Annotated in this window: 14 protein-coding genes; 7 read left to right on the top strand and 7 right to left on the bottom strand. The window is 46.7% G+C overall.

The features are described 5' to 3' along the window. Positions 1–342: 342 nt before the first annotated feature. The 4 genes from GC097_RS33015 to GC097_RS33000 all read left to right on the top strand — a co-directional run bounded on the left by GC097_RS33015 (position 343) and on the right by GC097_RS33000 (position 5303). Positions 343–1623: an ArsB/NhaD family transporter gene (locus GC097_RS33015; protein WP_171687506.1), complete on the top strand. Its 1281-nt coding sequence runs from the start codon at positions 343–345 to the stop codon at positions 1621–1623. A 144-nt stretch (positions 1624–1767) separates the two neighbouring features. Further along, on the top strand, positions 1768–3105 hold the full coding sequence (locus GC097_RS33010) for a spore germination protein (RefSeq protein ID WP_171687505.1): 1338 nt from the start codon (positions 1768–1770) through the stop codon (positions 3103–3105). Between the two features lie 3 nt (positions 3106–3108). After that, positions 3109–4218 (top strand): SLC5/6 family protein, encoded by a 1110-nt coding sequence (locus GC097_RS33005; protein ID WP_171687504.1) that lies wholly within the window; start codon positions 3109–3111, stop codon positions 4216–4218. Then, positions 4215–5303, top strand: a complete 1089-nt coding sequence (locus tag GC097_RS33000; RefSeq protein ID WP_171687503.1) for a Ger(x)C family spore germination protein — start codon at positions 4215–4217, stop codon at positions 5301–5303. The genes GC097_RS33005 and GC097_RS33000 overlap by 4 nt, the downstream gene beginning before the upstream one ends. A 12-nt stretch (positions 5304–5315) precedes the next feature. Here GC097_RS33000 and GC097_RS32995 read toward each other — a convergent pair whose 3' ends face one another. The 7 genes from GC097_RS32995 to uptA form a co-directional block, all read right to left on the bottom strand. Beyond that, positions 5316–6404 (bottom strand): toxic anion resistance protein, encoded by a 1089-nt coding sequence (locus GC097_RS32995; RefSeq protein ID WP_171687502.1) that lies wholly within the window; start codon positions 6402–6404, stop codon positions 5316–5318. Between the two features lie 14 nt (positions 6405–6418). Next, complete coding sequence (locus tag GC097_RS32990) at positions 6419–7078, bottom strand: hypothetical protein (protein WP_171687501.1); 660 nt, start codon at positions 7076–7078, stop codon at positions 6419–6421. A 243-nt stretch (positions 7079–7321) separates the two neighbouring features. Further along, a complete protein-coding gene (locus tag GC097_RS32985; RefSeq protein ID WP_171687500.1) occupies positions 7322–8401 on the bottom strand; it encodes a Gfo/Idh/MocA family protein in 1080 nt (359 codons plus the stop codon). A gap of 192 nt (positions 8402–8593) precedes the next feature. Then, complete coding sequence (locus GC097_RS32980) at positions 8594–8911, bottom strand: hypothetical protein (RefSeq protein WP_171687499.1); 318 nt, start codon at positions 8909–8911, stop codon at positions 8594–8596. A 264-nt stretch (positions 8912–9175) separates the two neighbouring features. Next, positions 9176–9799 carry an MBL fold metallo-hydrolase gene (locus GC097_RS32975; RefSeq protein ID WP_171687498.1) on the bottom strand — a complete coding sequence of 208 codons (624 nt, stop codon included), beginning with the start codon at positions 9797–9799 and terminating at the stop codon, positions 9176–9178. 22 nt (positions 9800–9821) lie between these two features. Next, positions 9822–10388, bottom strand: a complete 567-nt coding sequence (locus GC097_RS32970) for a thioredoxin family protein (RefSeq protein WP_171687497.1) — start codon at positions 10386–10388, stop codon at positions 9822–9824. Positions 10389–10463: 75 nt separating this feature from the next. Beyond that, the gene (uptA, locus tag GC097_RS32965) at positions 10464–11063 is read right to left on the bottom strand and encodes an undecaprenyl phosphate transporter UptA (protein WP_171687496.1); all 600 of its coding nucleotides are present in this window, start codon (positions 11061–11063) and stop codon (positions 10464–10466) included. A 186-nt stretch (positions 11064–11249) separates the two neighbouring features. Here uptA and GC097_RS32960 point away from each other — a divergent pair, with 186 nt between their 5' ends. The 3 genes from GC097_RS32960 to GC097_RS32950 all read left to right on the top strand — a co-directional run bounded on the left by GC097_RS32960 (position 11250) and on the right by GC097_RS32950 (position 13854). After that, on the top strand, positions 11250–11696 hold the full coding sequence (locus GC097_RS32960) for a cupredoxin domain-containing protein (RefSeq protein WP_171687495.1): 447 nt from the start codon (positions 11250–11252) through the stop codon (positions 11694–11696). Positions 11697–11770: 74 nt separating this feature from the next. After that, complete coding sequence (locus GC097_RS32955) at positions 11771–12478, top strand: response regulator transcription factor (protein WP_171687494.1); 708 nt, start codon at positions 11771–11773, stop codon at positions 12476–12478. Then, positions 12475–13854: a sensor histidine kinase gene (locus GC097_RS32950; protein WP_171687493.1), complete on the top strand. Its 1380-nt coding sequence runs from the start codon at positions 12475–12477 to the stop codon at positions 13852–13854. The genes GC097_RS32955 and GC097_RS32950 overlap by 4 nt, the downstream gene beginning before the upstream one ends. The last annotated feature ends 15 nt before the right edge of the window (positions 13855–13869 follow it).

Here is a 13869-nt window from a genome sequence, read left to right as displayed (position 1 = left end):
CTCATAGGTTCATAGTTCTTTACTATATCAAATGTGCCCTCACTTTCAAAGACCCTTGACAATCATCTCGGCTTCAGTGTAAATTTATTACGCTAACAAATATTAACCATTAGCCATTCCTATCATGTAAGAATTGAATATGACTGTAATTTGGAGGAGCCTGTCACCAAGGGCTCCTTTTGGTCTTTTTTTGACATGCCGAGCCCTTGGTGGGCTCTTTTTTTATGCAGAGAAAGGAGAATAATATACGAATGAACTCATCAAATTACTTATATCCGCGGCGCAAAGTCACTACTTGACTATTTTTCATTTCAACCCAAATAACATGTGGGAGGATTTACTATGGAACAACAAGCAATTTTAGCCATTGGCATCTTTTTAGTTACTTACGGCCTGATTATTGCCGAGAAAATTCATCGTACGATCGTCGCTATGCTCGGCGGCGTCCTTATGGTCGTCCTTGGCATTGTTAATCAAGAAACGGCATTGCACCATATTGACTTTAATACGCTGGGGCTATTGATCGGAATGATGATCATTGTTAACATTACCGCAGAAACCGGGCTTTTCAAATATATCGCTCTAATTTCCGCCAAAAAAGCGAAGGGCGACCCGGTCCGCATTTTGATTTCACTCGTTCTCATTACTGCAATCGGCTCAGCCTTCCTGGACAACGTGACTACCGTTCTTTTGATGGTACCCGTTACGTTTAGCATCACCAGGCAGCTTCGAGTGAACCCTGTGCCTTTTCTTATCACGCAAATACTGGCTTCCAATATAGGCGGCACAGCTACTTTAATTGGAGACCCGCCGAACATTATGATCGGCAGCGCAGTTAAAGAATTAACGTTCATGGCATTCATTAATAACCTTGCACCCATTGTCGTTGTTATTATGGCATGCATACTGCCTATTTTCGTCGTTATGTTCCGCAAACAAATCCAGACCACGCCAGAGCTTAAGATGAGCATCATGCACATGGATGAAAAAGAAGTGATTACGAACCGTCCCTTGTTAATTAAGAGTGTTTCCGTATTAGGGCTTACGATCGTCGGCTTCTTCTTGCATCAAATGCTTCATCTGGAATCAGCGACCGTCGCCTTAACAGGTGCCTTTATCCTGCTGCTTCTAACCGGCGAACACGCCATGGAAAATGCCCTCTCTAAAGTGGAGTGGACCACCATCTTCTTTTTTGTTGGGTTGTTCGTACTTGTCTCAGGTCTTGTGGAAACCGGCATCATCTCCAAATTAGCCGCGCAAGCCATCGAACTGACCGGAGGCAATCCCATCGCTACATCTATGCTAATTCTATGGCTTAGTGCGATTGCTTCCGCTTTTTTAGACAATATCCCTTTTGTCGCGACGATGATTCCGATGATTCAAGAAATGGGCAATATGGGCGTAGACAACCTGGAACCTCTATGGTGGAGTCTGGCTCTCGGTGCATGCTTGGGTGGAAATGGCACATTAATTGGGGCCAGCGCCAATTTAATCGCAGCAGGGCTGTCTGCTAAGGAAGGTCATCCTATTAAATTCATAACCTTTATGAAATACGGCTTCCCCCTAATGCTGCTCTCCGTTGCATTAGCCAGCATTTATATTTATGTCCGATACTTATTATAATACGGTGGGAATACGTGTCCTCCAGATCAGGTCAAACAGCGCGGTCTTTCGATCGGGCTGTTTCTTTTTCTTTTACTCGTATGGTTCATTTACTTCCAGGGTACGATAAACCGAATGGTAAAGTGAGGAATTGGAGGGAATAGCATGATCGAACAAATCCGCGCTGAACTTAATAACCCATCCGATCTTTCTTATGACACGCTGGATAACGGTTACCTCCAGATGGATCTTATTTACTTTCCTGCGCTTTGTGACCAGTCATCGATCAAAGATGGGCTGCTCATTCCATATTCCTATTGTTTCGATCCGGAAGAATTCGATCGCATGATCAACTCCAATCCCAACTTCGGTATCGCTGATGATCCCGAAAATTGGACGCAGCTGCTGCTCAATGGCACACTTTTATTCAAAATCGAAGACAATGTCTACCGCTTCAATGTGCAAAGGAAGTTTCAGGACAAGCCTGATTCCGTTCAAATCGAGGCCTCTCTTCAAGGTCCTCAGACAGCACTTACTGAAGATTTGGATCTTAACATCAGCCTTGTACGTTTGCGTTATAATGTACCCTCTCTTTCTGTCGATCAGCACATCATAGGTGAGAACTCCAGAACACGCGTAAGTGTGCTATATGACAAAAATCTGGTGAATGAAGAAGTCCTTGCTGTATTAAACGAGCGGATTAGCAAGCTGCAAATCGAGATTCTCCGTGCGGCCGGGCAGCTGTTACAAGCACTAACCGGGAAAAGGCACCGGTTTTTCCCGATCATTCTCCAGACAGAAAGACCCGACCGGATCGCCATCATGCTCGAACGCGGAAAAATAGCGCTCCTTCAAGACGGAAGCCGCTTCGGTCTTGTGCTCCCTGTTCGATTGTTTGACTTCCTTCACGCGATGGACGATGACTACGAATCATTCTGGATGAGCCAATCGTTGGTCATCCTCCGATATGTTGCCATGCTGCTAACTATTACCTTGCCTGCTCTCTACATCGCTATTGTCTCTTATAATCCTGAGGTGCTGCGGGTTCAATTAACACTGTCAATCGCCGGCAGCCGAGTCGTCGTCCCCTACCCTTCTTTCATCGAAGTCTTTATTATGCTTTTTATGATTGAAGCCTTGAATGAGGCCAGTCTTCGTCTGCCGCGCTACATCGGTTCAACGGCAACAACCGTCGGCGGTTTAATTCTCGGCCAAGCCATTCAAGAGGCGGGATTAGTGAGCAGCATCATGATTATCGTAACTTCCGTTGTCGCCATCTCTAATTTTGTTATCCCGAACAACGGCTTTGGTTACTCCGTGCGTTTCATTAAATACCTGTTTGTGATCGTCTCCATTTTTTATGGATTGCTGGGGGTCGTCGTTTCATTTTTTGCATTAATCGTATATTGGTGCAATCTTCGAAGCTTTGGCCAACCCTATTTAGCGCTCTACATTCCGAAGTTAGAGGCGAAGGTGCATCATCATGGAAAGGGGACAAAGTAAGTCATGTCTCGATATACCTATTATCATGTGCTCTATGTTGGAATGATTAACATTATGATGTTCGTGCCGACAATGCTCATAAGGGATCGATTTCAAGGCGCAATTTCCGGCATGCTTATCGCAATGGTGATTGGCTCCGTGATCGCTTACGTGATGATGGCTTCTTTTGAGAAGTTTCCCGGGCTGGGCTTTCCTGAAATATGCGATCGATACATACCCAGATGGCTTACCGTTACCTTAAGCTTAATGGCTGGTTTGTTGATCTGGCTGCCGGCAGGAACCATCGTTATTTTCGCCTTTTCGGAGACGGTTCGAATGTTCTTTTATCCGGACATGAATCCTTACTTAAATTTGTTTCTCATGGTTAGCGCTGGCGTATGGGCAAGCTCCCGGTCAACCCGATCCGTCCAGTTTATCCATGAAATCATGATGCTGATCATCTCTCCATTGCTGCTTTTGTTTCTGATCAAAGCCATTGTTAATGATAGCTTTAACTGGGATGCCGTCCGTTACGTTGCCGGATACGTGAACAAGCCGCCATCCTTCGTATCCATGGCTTCAGCTACCTTTTTGTTTTCCGGCCATTTCTCCCTTTTTCTTTTGAATCGCTTGCATGTTGAAGGGTTTCGCTTTCGGTTTCGCTGGATCGTCCCTTTATTCGGGTGTTTCTTCTTATTGGTTACTTTCTTCGTACCCATCGGTTTTCATGGTACGGTAGGTGTAGGAGATTACGTTTACCTTTGGAGCATGACAGCGGATTCCATGATTATGGAGTACGGATTCATTAATCGGGTTTTATTTGTCTTTTTGCTGCTCTTTACTGGATTGTCGCTGCTATTTGTCATGAATACATGGCATACAACCATCATGTTGATCAGATATTCCATTAATCGTTCTGTGGCTTTAGAAGAGGACCCGGTTCCCAATATGAATAAATGGCTAGCGTTAGGTGCCGGGATCTTATCTTTCGTCTTTATGCGATTTGTGAGCCTAGAGATGAACCAGGTTATTTCTGAGACATGGCTCGTTGCCCGGTTTTTCATGGAATTCCTATTCCTCTTTATGATGCTCTATTTTGTATGGAGGAAAAAGAAGGAGAACGTATGTGCATGAGGATTTTGTTACTGCCTGTTTCTTTGCTGTTTATTTGTTTATCTCTGGGAGGATGCGGGTTCAAGGACCTTGATAAGAGATTCTTCGTCGTTGCTATGGGCATGGATTGGACCGGGAAAAAGGAAAATCCTTATCTCGTCACACTTCGGCTAGCTATACCAGCCTCTAAGGTCGGTGAGGGAATGGCAGAGAGCCAAATCGAACATTTGGAAGCCAAAAGCATCGCGGAAGCGGTTAGGAATATAAAAGCTCATGTCGATAAAGAACTCGATTTTGGTCATTGCCGGGTGTTCTTGTTTGGAGACAGCTTAGTGAGGGAATCCATGGAGGAGCCGCTGAATTGGCTCGCCAGAAGAAGAGACATTCAACTGATTTCTTATATGGCCCTAGCGGAACCGAACGCAAATAAGCTGTTAAAGGCAAATCCGTCAACGGAGAGGTTGGCAGGCAATTCCTTCTTTTTAACCTTCGGCAAAGAAGGTACGGTTTCCCCCTACACCGTAACCGCACACTTATTCGATAATTTTCGCCGATTTAAAGAAAAGGGACTCGATCCCTACCTTCCCATCGTCAGCTTTGACGGCGATTCCTACGTTGTCGAGAAACTTTCTTTACTGAACAAGACGAAAGAACAGCTTCGGTTAAGTCCGATGGAAACCATCCTCTATAACATGACTGCGAACGAGTTCAGCCGTTCAGGTATCCCCATTGACTACGAAGGGAAGCGGTTGGCTTTCTACGTCTCACGGATATCCAAACATGTTTCCATAACAAACGATGAAATTCCAACAGTCGTGTATTCACTCAAAATGAACGGAATGATTGAGCAAAGTCCGATCAAAGTGTTGAACTCCAATCTCCGCGAAGTCCAAAAAAGGCTTGAAACAACCGTCAACAAGACGGCAGAAGAGCTGCTTTATAAAATCCGGGATGCCAATGTTGACCCCTACGGCTTCGGTCTTCACTACCTAAGCCAATATTTCGGTCAAGAAGACGACTGGGAACATTGGCAATCCGTCTATTCATCCGTCAAATTTCAAGTTAAAACACAAATCGTTATTGAAAGCACCGGGCTTGTCCGTTAAAGACGGAGCTTTTTATTCTAAAAGACCGCTTAGTTCTGATGCTTTCTCCGCATTCGTTTTATTTCCGGGCATTAAGCCAAGCCGCTGTGTCATTTGCTGGCTAATGTCGCCGAGACGTTTGGTATGCTCTGTCGCTGATTGGATAATTGTCCGATTGGACTGTTCAAACATATCCAAGGCGCTGAAGAGATCTGTCATGCCTCGTTCAATGGATTCCATCTGCAAGCCTGGTTTTCCGAGCAATTCGTTCGTTTTCTGAGTCGTTTCTTTCAACAAACGCGAATTGTCCTCAAACATTTTATTCAGCGTCGCGTTCGCCGAATTTACAGCATCAATGGTCTGTACCTGATCCTCGATCGCCATAGAAATCATCGCAGAAACGGTAAGAAGATTCTGTGTTTTATCGATTGTCGCATTAACCGCATCAATCAGTTTATCGTTATTGTCGTTTATGATATCCGTACCGGCAATCGCCTGCTGATAGAGGATGACCATTTCCTGAAAGGACTGTATGCGGGTCACAACCTTGCGAAGCCCTCTTTCAAGATGCGTTTTGCGGCTTTCATTTTCGGGCTTGGCAATCTCTTGCTCAAAGAGCTGCTTTAAGTTCTCACCCATGGCTATCCGCATTTGAAGATTGTAGACAGATTCGATGGAATTCTTCTTCAATGTTTTCATATAAGCCATATTTTCTTCGAGTGTTTCCTTGCCGTTGCGCAGGGATTGCACAATGGCATTGACGTTTGTCTTCACAGACTGATATTTGTAGATATAATTTTTCAGAGGCGTCTTTTTCATCATTTTTTCGAAAAAACCAAGTTGTTTGCTCTTGCTCAAAGAATCGATTTCGTTGCGAAGCTTCAAGATGTTGTTCTGGACCTCTGAACGTTTGCCAGACATCAATTCATTGACTGGGCGCTCTAGCATGGCCAAAGATTGTCCGGCCTGTTCCATCGTTTTTGAACCCATACGTCCTATGGAATCCATTAATGTTTCTAATTCCATCGTATCCGTAGCAGATACCTTTTGGAGCAGTTCTTTTGCTTCCTGTTCTACTTTCTGCAAATCTGTAGACTTCAATTGTACCAGTTGGGTTGACATCTTCGGTTCCTCCTTTAGTCTGTTGAACGATAACGTTGTTGAATGAGTTCCATTCGCGTTTGCAGTTCAATTAAATCTTTCTGTTCAATGGTCTCAACGTAAGTGGAGATTTGCGAGTTGATATCCTTGATCCCGGATAAAAGCAGCCGGCGATTTAATCGTTTCGCTTCTCCGCCAAGCTTTAAGAATGGGTTAATAGCGCCATTAAGGTCCTTGAAAATTAAACGTTGGATGTTATGATTCATGTTTGGATCGTTAAGCTCTTTCAGCTGCGGGATTAACCGGCCTACTCTGGAAAGCAAGCTTAGCGTCTTTTCAACGATTTCATCATCTAAAGTGCTCTTCTGCCCCTCGGAAATAACGGTCTCTTCGATCACATGAATATATTCAGATATGGGTTCCCAGAATGGATCGCTTTCCACATTTTGCTCCGCTTTACTATCCGGATTGGAACTGCGCGCAGGCTCTGTGTTCGGTGCAGATACGCTGGTAGCATCCGGGATATTGGGGCCTTTTCTTGCGGCATCATGACGACTAAGTGCGAGAATGCTTCCTAACGAAAAAGTGGTCGGCACTAATAAATTAAGTGCGCCCGGTAGAAATCGAGCCGTTAAAAGACTTACTACATATCCCACAATGGATATGCCTACAGCGAATTTAAATTTCGATTGCACAGTACTTCCCCTCCGTTTGATCTGCTTGAAAGAATATATCTTTGCTCGTCCATATCTTGTACATCGATCTATTCTTCTGGGAATATAAAGTTAATTATACCTTACAGAATAACTCTAAGATACATTCAAAGTCCAACTCCACATAAAACCAAAGACAAAAAAGAAGAAGACCGCCTCATCAGCAGAAGTCTTCTTCTCACACGATACCCTTATTGGAATTATCCGGAATTCATAACCAAAGTTTTAGTTGCTTGTAATTCTCATTGCATCCCGCTGCGCAATCAAGCACAGTTCCGCTGCTTTGAAAGCATGCTCCTGCGTCATTGCATGCTCCGTACGATGCAAGCAATCGAGAATCAGTTGGCCAAAGTAAGGGAACCCAACCTTTCCGTTCACGGCAAAATGCTGCTCGCCATCTCCATTCACAAGATACACATGGTCGCTCGTTTGCTCTCTGGCGATATCCACGTATTTGCGAAGCTCGATGTAGCCATCCGTTCCGAGGATCGTCATGCGGCCGTCGCCCCATGTGCTTAATCCATCCGGTGTAAACCAGTCTACACGGAAGTAGCCTGTCGCCCCGTTGTCGCCGACCAATGTCGCGTCACCGAAATCTTCGAACCTTGGGTGCTGCGGGTAATGGTAATTCGCAACCTTACTGTGCACCACCTTGGCGTCCTTCGCGCCGGTGAACTGCAGAAACTGCTCGATCTGATGGCTTCCGATATCGCACAAAATGCCGCCGAACTTCTCCTTCTCAAAGAACCAGTCCGGTCTGTTCGACAGGCTGATGCGATGCGGGCCAAGGCCGATCACCTGCAGCACGCGTCCGATCGCTCCCTGCTTAATAAGCTGCTCTGCATAGATGGAGCTCTCTACATGAAGACGCTCGCTGTAGTAAACAGCATACTTCTGCTTCGTCTCTGCAACCTTCGCGCGTGCCGCTTCCAGCTGCTCCAGCGTCGTGAACGGCGCTTTATCCGTAAAATAATCTTTGCCGCTATCCATAACCTTCAGTCCCAGCGGTCCGCGATCGCATGGAATCGCTGCAGATGCGACCAGCTTGACTTCGGGATCCTGGAGAATCTCTTCCAAGGAGCTTGCGACGCGAACGCCCGGGAATTTGGCCACAAACTTATCCACCTTCGCCGAATCGGGATCGTACACCCATTTCAACTCGCCGCCCGCTTCGCGAAGCCCGTTGCACATGCCGTAGATATGGCCATGATCCAAAGCTGCTGCTGCAAATATAAACTCCCCCGGTTTGCAAACGGAGTTAAATGTACCGACTGGTGCGTAATTCATGCCATCATTTTTTTGCATCGCGTTAGTCCCCTGTCATCATTGAATTGTCGCTGCATCGTCCTTCTTAACAATTCAAGCTTATCAAGATAAAGGGGGAAAATGTGACTCTACGTTGTGAAAAAATGATACTACATTGCGGTTCAACAAAATAAACCCACAGAGGTGTCAACCTGCCGTGGGTCCATTTCGTGTTGTTTCTTTTGACTGTTATTATTTACAAATACAGCGAGTAATGATAACAAGCAAAATAAACAGAACCAGAATGCTGCCTAGATTATTGTGGCCGTGGTGCGAGCAAACTTTGGCTACCGGAGCTGCGGCAACAGGTTTAGGGAAAACGAACGAAGTTTGTTGGTACGATGCGTGCAGGTGAATATCATTGTGCACCGGTTTATGATGATGCATAATTGGGGCTGGCTGTTGTGCGATCGGCATAGTTATTGGCATTGGCATCGGAGCAGGGGCTGGCATTGGCATTGGAGCCGCCATCGGTGCAATTGGATAATTTGGAGCTTTAACATATTCCATGGTGGAGCACCTCCTTAGAATTATGAAGCATTAAACTCATGTTGTTATTGATAATGTTGGGTGAATAGCTTACAACATCAGTCTATGGGGTAGCACCTACCACGAACACGGTAAACACCCAGTTTACCCAAAAATGGTTACGTATCATGGGCGAACGAGCCTCCGGCATAAGCCCGCTTGTACATGTGGGACAGTCCATTCGGGGGGCTGCAGTGCAATAAAAAAACGGCGGTCAGGAACAAACTCCCGACACACCGTCTTGCCTTACACATATGGATTGTTGTCTCTTTCGAAACCAATTGTTGTTTTGCCGCCGTGTCCCGGATAGACGATGACATCGTCTTCGAGGACGAACAGCTTATCTTGAATGGAATCCAGCAGCGTATTGTTATCCCCGCCTGGCAGATCCGTCCGGCCTACCGACAGTTTAAACAGGACATCCCCGCAGAATAAATGTTTGTCTAACAGGAAGCTAACGCTCCCCGGAGAGTGGCCTGGCGTATGGAAAACTTTGAATTTGACGCCTAGAAAGTCTAAGGTTTGCCCTTCATCCAGCGCGTATTCCGCCGGCTCCGTTTCAATAAGGACACCCAGCTCAGGCCAACGCGCGGAGCCGTTCTTCTTCGGATTCGTCAGCCAATCGGCTTCCAGATCGTGAATGTAAACGGGACAGTTTTTGAGCTTGCGAATTTCCTCAACGCCGCCGATATGATCGAAATGAGCATGCGTCAAGAGAATCGCTTCAATATCCAAATCGGCAATCTTCTTGATAAGCGACTTCGGATTCATGCCAGGATCGATGATAATGCCTTTTTTTGTTTCCGGATCGGATAATAAATAGGCGTTTGTGCTTACAGGTCCCAAAACAAATGTATCTATGTTAATCATATGCCCTCACCTTGGAATTCACTTAGAACGACTCGATTAAGTCACGAAGTTCCTTCACGATAACAGCATGGTACCCGTTACCTTCGCCATATTGACGGCCCATTTCGGCTCTGGCTACTTGGATTTTTTCGTTATAATCGGGCGCTTCGCGATCTGGATTTTCTTTCTTGAACTGCGTCATGACCGCCTGTACGTTTTTCGGACGAGGTCCCCAGTGTCCAAGCACAAAGCCGCCGGTATCGGTAAACACAACGATCGGAATCGCGCGGCCGCCGCCTGTCAGGAATTGGTCGATGACGTCGTAGTTTTGCTCAATGATCAACACTTCTACAGGCACACCGCTGTTCTCCAGCGCTTTGAATACGACAGGCACGTTGCGAACGACGTCGCCGCACCATTCTGCAGCAATAATGAGACAGCGCAGATCGTCGCGGTTGTTGAGAGAATCAAAATATTCCTTGTCCTCTTCATTGTCCCATTCAAATCCATTGTAATACGCCAGAAATTGCTCTTGATTTTTCTCCATGCTGTCAATGAATTGCTGAGGCTTTAAGCCTGTGCGCAGTTTGCTTGCAAGATTCGTGCTCATCGCTACCCATCTCCTTTTTCATGATTCTTCTTTATTATTGTAACAAATTGCTTCGAAAGCGCCAAATACAGGAAGCTAATTCTTTGCTTTTCTTTTCAAATAGATTTGATATCCCACATATAAAAGCGTCAGTATAATTGCTGCAATGATTAATGGTTTAATATAAGGTCCTGCGATTTCATCAATCGTTTCCCAGTTATCTTTGAGCTTCATGCCCAAGTAAACATAGAGAAAAGAATAAGGAATTAAAGCTAGACCTGTGTACAGTGTAAATTTGCCCAGCGGCATTTTGGCCATGCCACCAGGAAGCGATATCGCGTGACGAACAATGGGAATGAATCTGGCTGTAAAAATCATGCCCGTACCATAGCGGTTGAACCATGCTTCAGCTACATCGATATGATGCTTGCTAATGAGCAAGTATTTGCCGTACTTCTCCAGGAAAGGTCTGCCTCCGTAACGTCCGATCCAATAAAGCACGATTTGTGCCAGGGTCCCGCCGACAACCGCGCAAACAATAGCACCAAAAAAATGAATTTCGCCTTTGGATACCAAGTAGCCGGCATAGGCAAGAAGCAGCTCGTTCGGAATTACTTCCAGCATCAATCCGAGGAAAATCCCCCAATACCCAAGCCCTTCCAAGTAAAGCAAAACATTGTGAATCAACTCACCCATTCCTGAACCCTCTCTCCCTCTATTATCCATTCCGAATCTACCCTTCATTCTACCACAGACGGGCTCTGATCAACCAGCTTCGCCGTTCTCCCGCCGCCTGGCAGCAGCGAGTACATAAACATATTCATGCGCTGACAAGCCTCTGCATAAAATGTACAAGTATGTTTGTACAGGAGGCGGGTCCCTATGTCCCAAGTATGGATTGTAAAACGCAAGCATTTCTATCGGGCAGCCATCGTACTGCTGCTGCTTCTTTCTGGCGTGCTCTATTTGAACCGCGGGAAAATCGTCCCTACGCTGGCCGAGCCCGCGTCCGAAAGAACCATCCACATGGTTGTGGGGGAGTTTAAATCGACGACCAAAGACGGCAAAACGATCGAAGCGTACCGGTGGGATCCAGGCACAGTCCTTATCCAAAAAGGCGAGAGAATCAAACTGAGCATCTACGGCGTCAACGGCGATAGCCATCCTTTTCTGATTGAAGGACTCAACATTAGCGGTGAAGTCAAAAAAGGAAAAGAAACCGTCGTCCATTTCACCGCCGAACAGGAAGGCACCTACCGCATTATTTGTATGACGCATGCCGATATTGCCCATAGCGGTCCGATGATCGGTTATCTGGTCGTCGATTAGCGGCTAGCCATTCCTCCATCGGCATACAAAAGTAGCAATAAGCTTTCTTTTCGTTTACACTGTTGCCAAGCTTAATGATTATCGAAAAGAAGGTGCGCAAACTGATAACCCAGATTCTTGTTGCCGATGATGATGCTCACATTAGAGAACTGCTTCGTTTCGTATTTTCCAAGGAAGGTTACAAGGTGTTTGAAGCAGCGGACGGCGAGCAAGCGTCAGAATTAATGATTCACGAGCAAATTCATATAGCGGTTGTCGATGTGATGATGCCCAATCGGGATGGCCTGGCCCTATGCGCAGAAATTCGCGAGCATTACGATATTCCGGTTCTTCTTTTAACCGCGAAGGGAGAGCTTGAAGATAAAGAGCGAGGCTTTGCGTCCGGGACCGATGATTATATGGTAAAACCGTTCGAACCGAAGGAACTGTTGTTTCGCGTCCGCGCCTTATTGCGCCGTTACCAGCTTGTCTCCTCGGAAAAGATTACGTTAAACCAGACCGTTATCAATCTCAAAAGCTATGAAGTGACTTCCCAAGGGCAAACGATGCTTCTCCCGCTCAAAGAATTTCAGCTGCTGGCGCAATTGGCCAGCCATCCCGGTCGTATTTTCACGCGGGAGCAGCTGATTCAAATGCTCTGGGGAACCGACTACCAAGGCGATAGCCGGACCATTGATGTGCACATTAAGCGGCTTAGGGAGCGATTCCAGGACATGACCGGCGATTTCATTCTTACAACGGTTCGGGGGCTTGGCTACAAGCTTGAGGTGGCCGGAGGGTGAAGACGCTATATTTCCGGATCGTCATGACCTTCGTTGTCATTGCGATGGTCAGCAGCATGCTGGCCCTGCTGCTTTCAAACAGTTATTACTCAGCTAAACTACGGGACGAAAATGAAGAACAAATCTGGCGAGTGACGAACGAAATCCGCTCGTTATATGAACAGGTGCCTGAACTGGAACCGAGCGTCTTTTTCACGCATATCGCGGGCATGGGGTTTCAGCTTTATGCGGTTAACGATCGAATGGAAGGCACCTTCTACGGGGCTCCTTTCCGGCATAATCAGCTTGATCCCGAACAAATCCGCCAGGTGTTGAACGGAGAAACCTACCGCGGCATTCTTGTCGAGCGTCATTTCCTTATGGTGACCGGCTTTTTTGAAAATAGTTTGCGAAACAGCATTGGAGTCCCTCTTCAGGTGCAGGGAAAGCCATATGCCTTATTCGTGCGGCCTAATTTGGAGCAGCAAATCGGCGGCGTTCGCGTCCTCATGGCCTTTCTGCTAGGGCTTACCTTTCTATTCAGCATCCTCTTCATCGTTATTTTCTCGCAGTACATTGTGAAGCCGGTCAAAAGGCTGCGGGAAGCTACGAAACGGATCGTTGGGGGCGATTACAACATCGCCATGGACGTTTCCAGGCAGGATGAGATCGGCGAGCTGGCCAGAGATTTCACCTATATGGCACAGTCGCTCAAACAGCTGGATGAGATGCGGCAAGAGTTCGTCGGCAATGTTTCGCATGAGATTCAGTCACCTTTGACGTCCATACAAGGCTTCGCGCAGTCAATTCTGGATAAAGGCACCTCTGAGGAGGAAAAGGAAAGGTATCTGCATGTCATTTTAGAAGAAAGCAAGCGGCTCTCCTCCCTTAGCAAACAGCTCCTGACATTGGCTTCGTTGGACAAAGAAAGCCATGTCGTCAAGCGGAGCGTCTACCGGCTGGACGAGCAGATTCGCCAAATTCTCATCGTCACCGAATGGCAGTGGAGCGAGAAGGAGATTGCGATAGAGCTTGATCTGCCGGAGGTCACCATATCCGCGGATGCCGGGCTGCTCCACCAAGTGTGGCAAAATTTCATTACGAACAGCATCAAGTTTTGCCGGCCGGGAGATAGCCTGAGGATCGGAATTCAGCTGAGGGAGAAGGACATTCTGGTGGAAATCAGCGATACCGGCATCGGGATTCCTGCAGATGAACTGCCGCAAATTTTCGACCGCTTCTACAAAGCCGATAAAGCAAGAAACCGCGCCAATGCCGGAAGCGGTCTCGGGCTGGCGATCGCGCAGAAAATTATTGCGCTCCATCATGGCCGCATCGACGTCCAAAGCGATTTGGGCCAAGGCACCTCGTTCAAGGTGCGTCTCCCTCGATTGTAAACGAACATGCACCCT

The organism is Paenibacillus planticolens, assembly GCF_013141725.1.
Classification (GTDB): Bacteria; Bacillota; Bacilli; order Paenibacillales; family NBRC-103111; genus Paenibacillus_E; species Paenibacillus_E planticolens.
Note: the sequence above shows the minus strand (reverse complement) of the source record. Positions and strands in the feature narration are given on the sequence as shown.

Bases quoted from the DNA above. Each gene is read 5' to 3' on its own strand.
- GC097_RS32985 (WP_171687500.1), bottom strand. From the start codon at position 8,401: ATGCAAAAAAATGATGGCATGAATTACGCACCAGTCGGTACATTTAAC.
- GC097_RS32975 (WP_171687498.1), bottom strand. From the start codon at position 9,799: ATGATTAACATAGATACATTTGTTTTGGGACCTGTAAGCACAAACGCC.
- GC097_RS32960 (WP_171687495.1), top strand. From the start codon at position 11,250: ATGTCCCAAGTATGGATTGTAAAACGCAAGCATTTCTATCGGGCAGCC.
- GC097_RS33010 (WP_171687505.1), top strand. From the start codon at position 1,768: ATGATCGAACAAATCCGCGCTGAACTTAATAACCCATCCGATCTTTCT.
- uptA (WP_171687496.1), bottom strand. From the start codon at position 11,063: ATGGGTGAGTTGATTCACAATGTTTTGCTTTACTTGGAAGGGCTTGGG.
- GC097_RS32955 (WP_171687494.1), top strand. From the start codon at position 11,771: ATGATTATCGAAAAGAAGGTGCGCAAACTGATAACCCAGATTCTTGTT.
- GC097_RS33000 (WP_171687503.1), top strand. From the start codon at position 4,215: ATGAGGATTTTGTTACTGCCTGTTTCTTTGCTGTTTATTTGTTTATCT.
- GC097_RS33005 (WP_171687504.1), top strand. From the start codon at position 3,109: ATGTCTCGATATACCTATTATCATGTGCTCTATGTTGGAATGATTAAC.
- GC097_RS32970 (WP_171687497.1), bottom strand. From the start codon at position 10,388: ATGAGCACGAATCTTGCAAGCAAACTGCGCACAGGCTTAAAGCCTCAG.
- GC097_RS33015 (WP_171687506.1), top strand. From the start codon at position 343: ATGGAACAACAAGCAATTTTAGCCATTGGCATCTTTTTAGTTACTTAC.
- GC097_RS32995 (WP_171687502.1), bottom strand. From the start codon at position 6,404: ATGTCAACCCAACTGGTACAATTGAAGTCTACAGATTTGCAGAAAGTA.
- GC097_RS32980 (WP_171687499.1), bottom strand. From the start codon at position 8,911: ATGGAATATGTTAAAGCTCCAAATTATCCAATTGCACCGATGGCGGCT.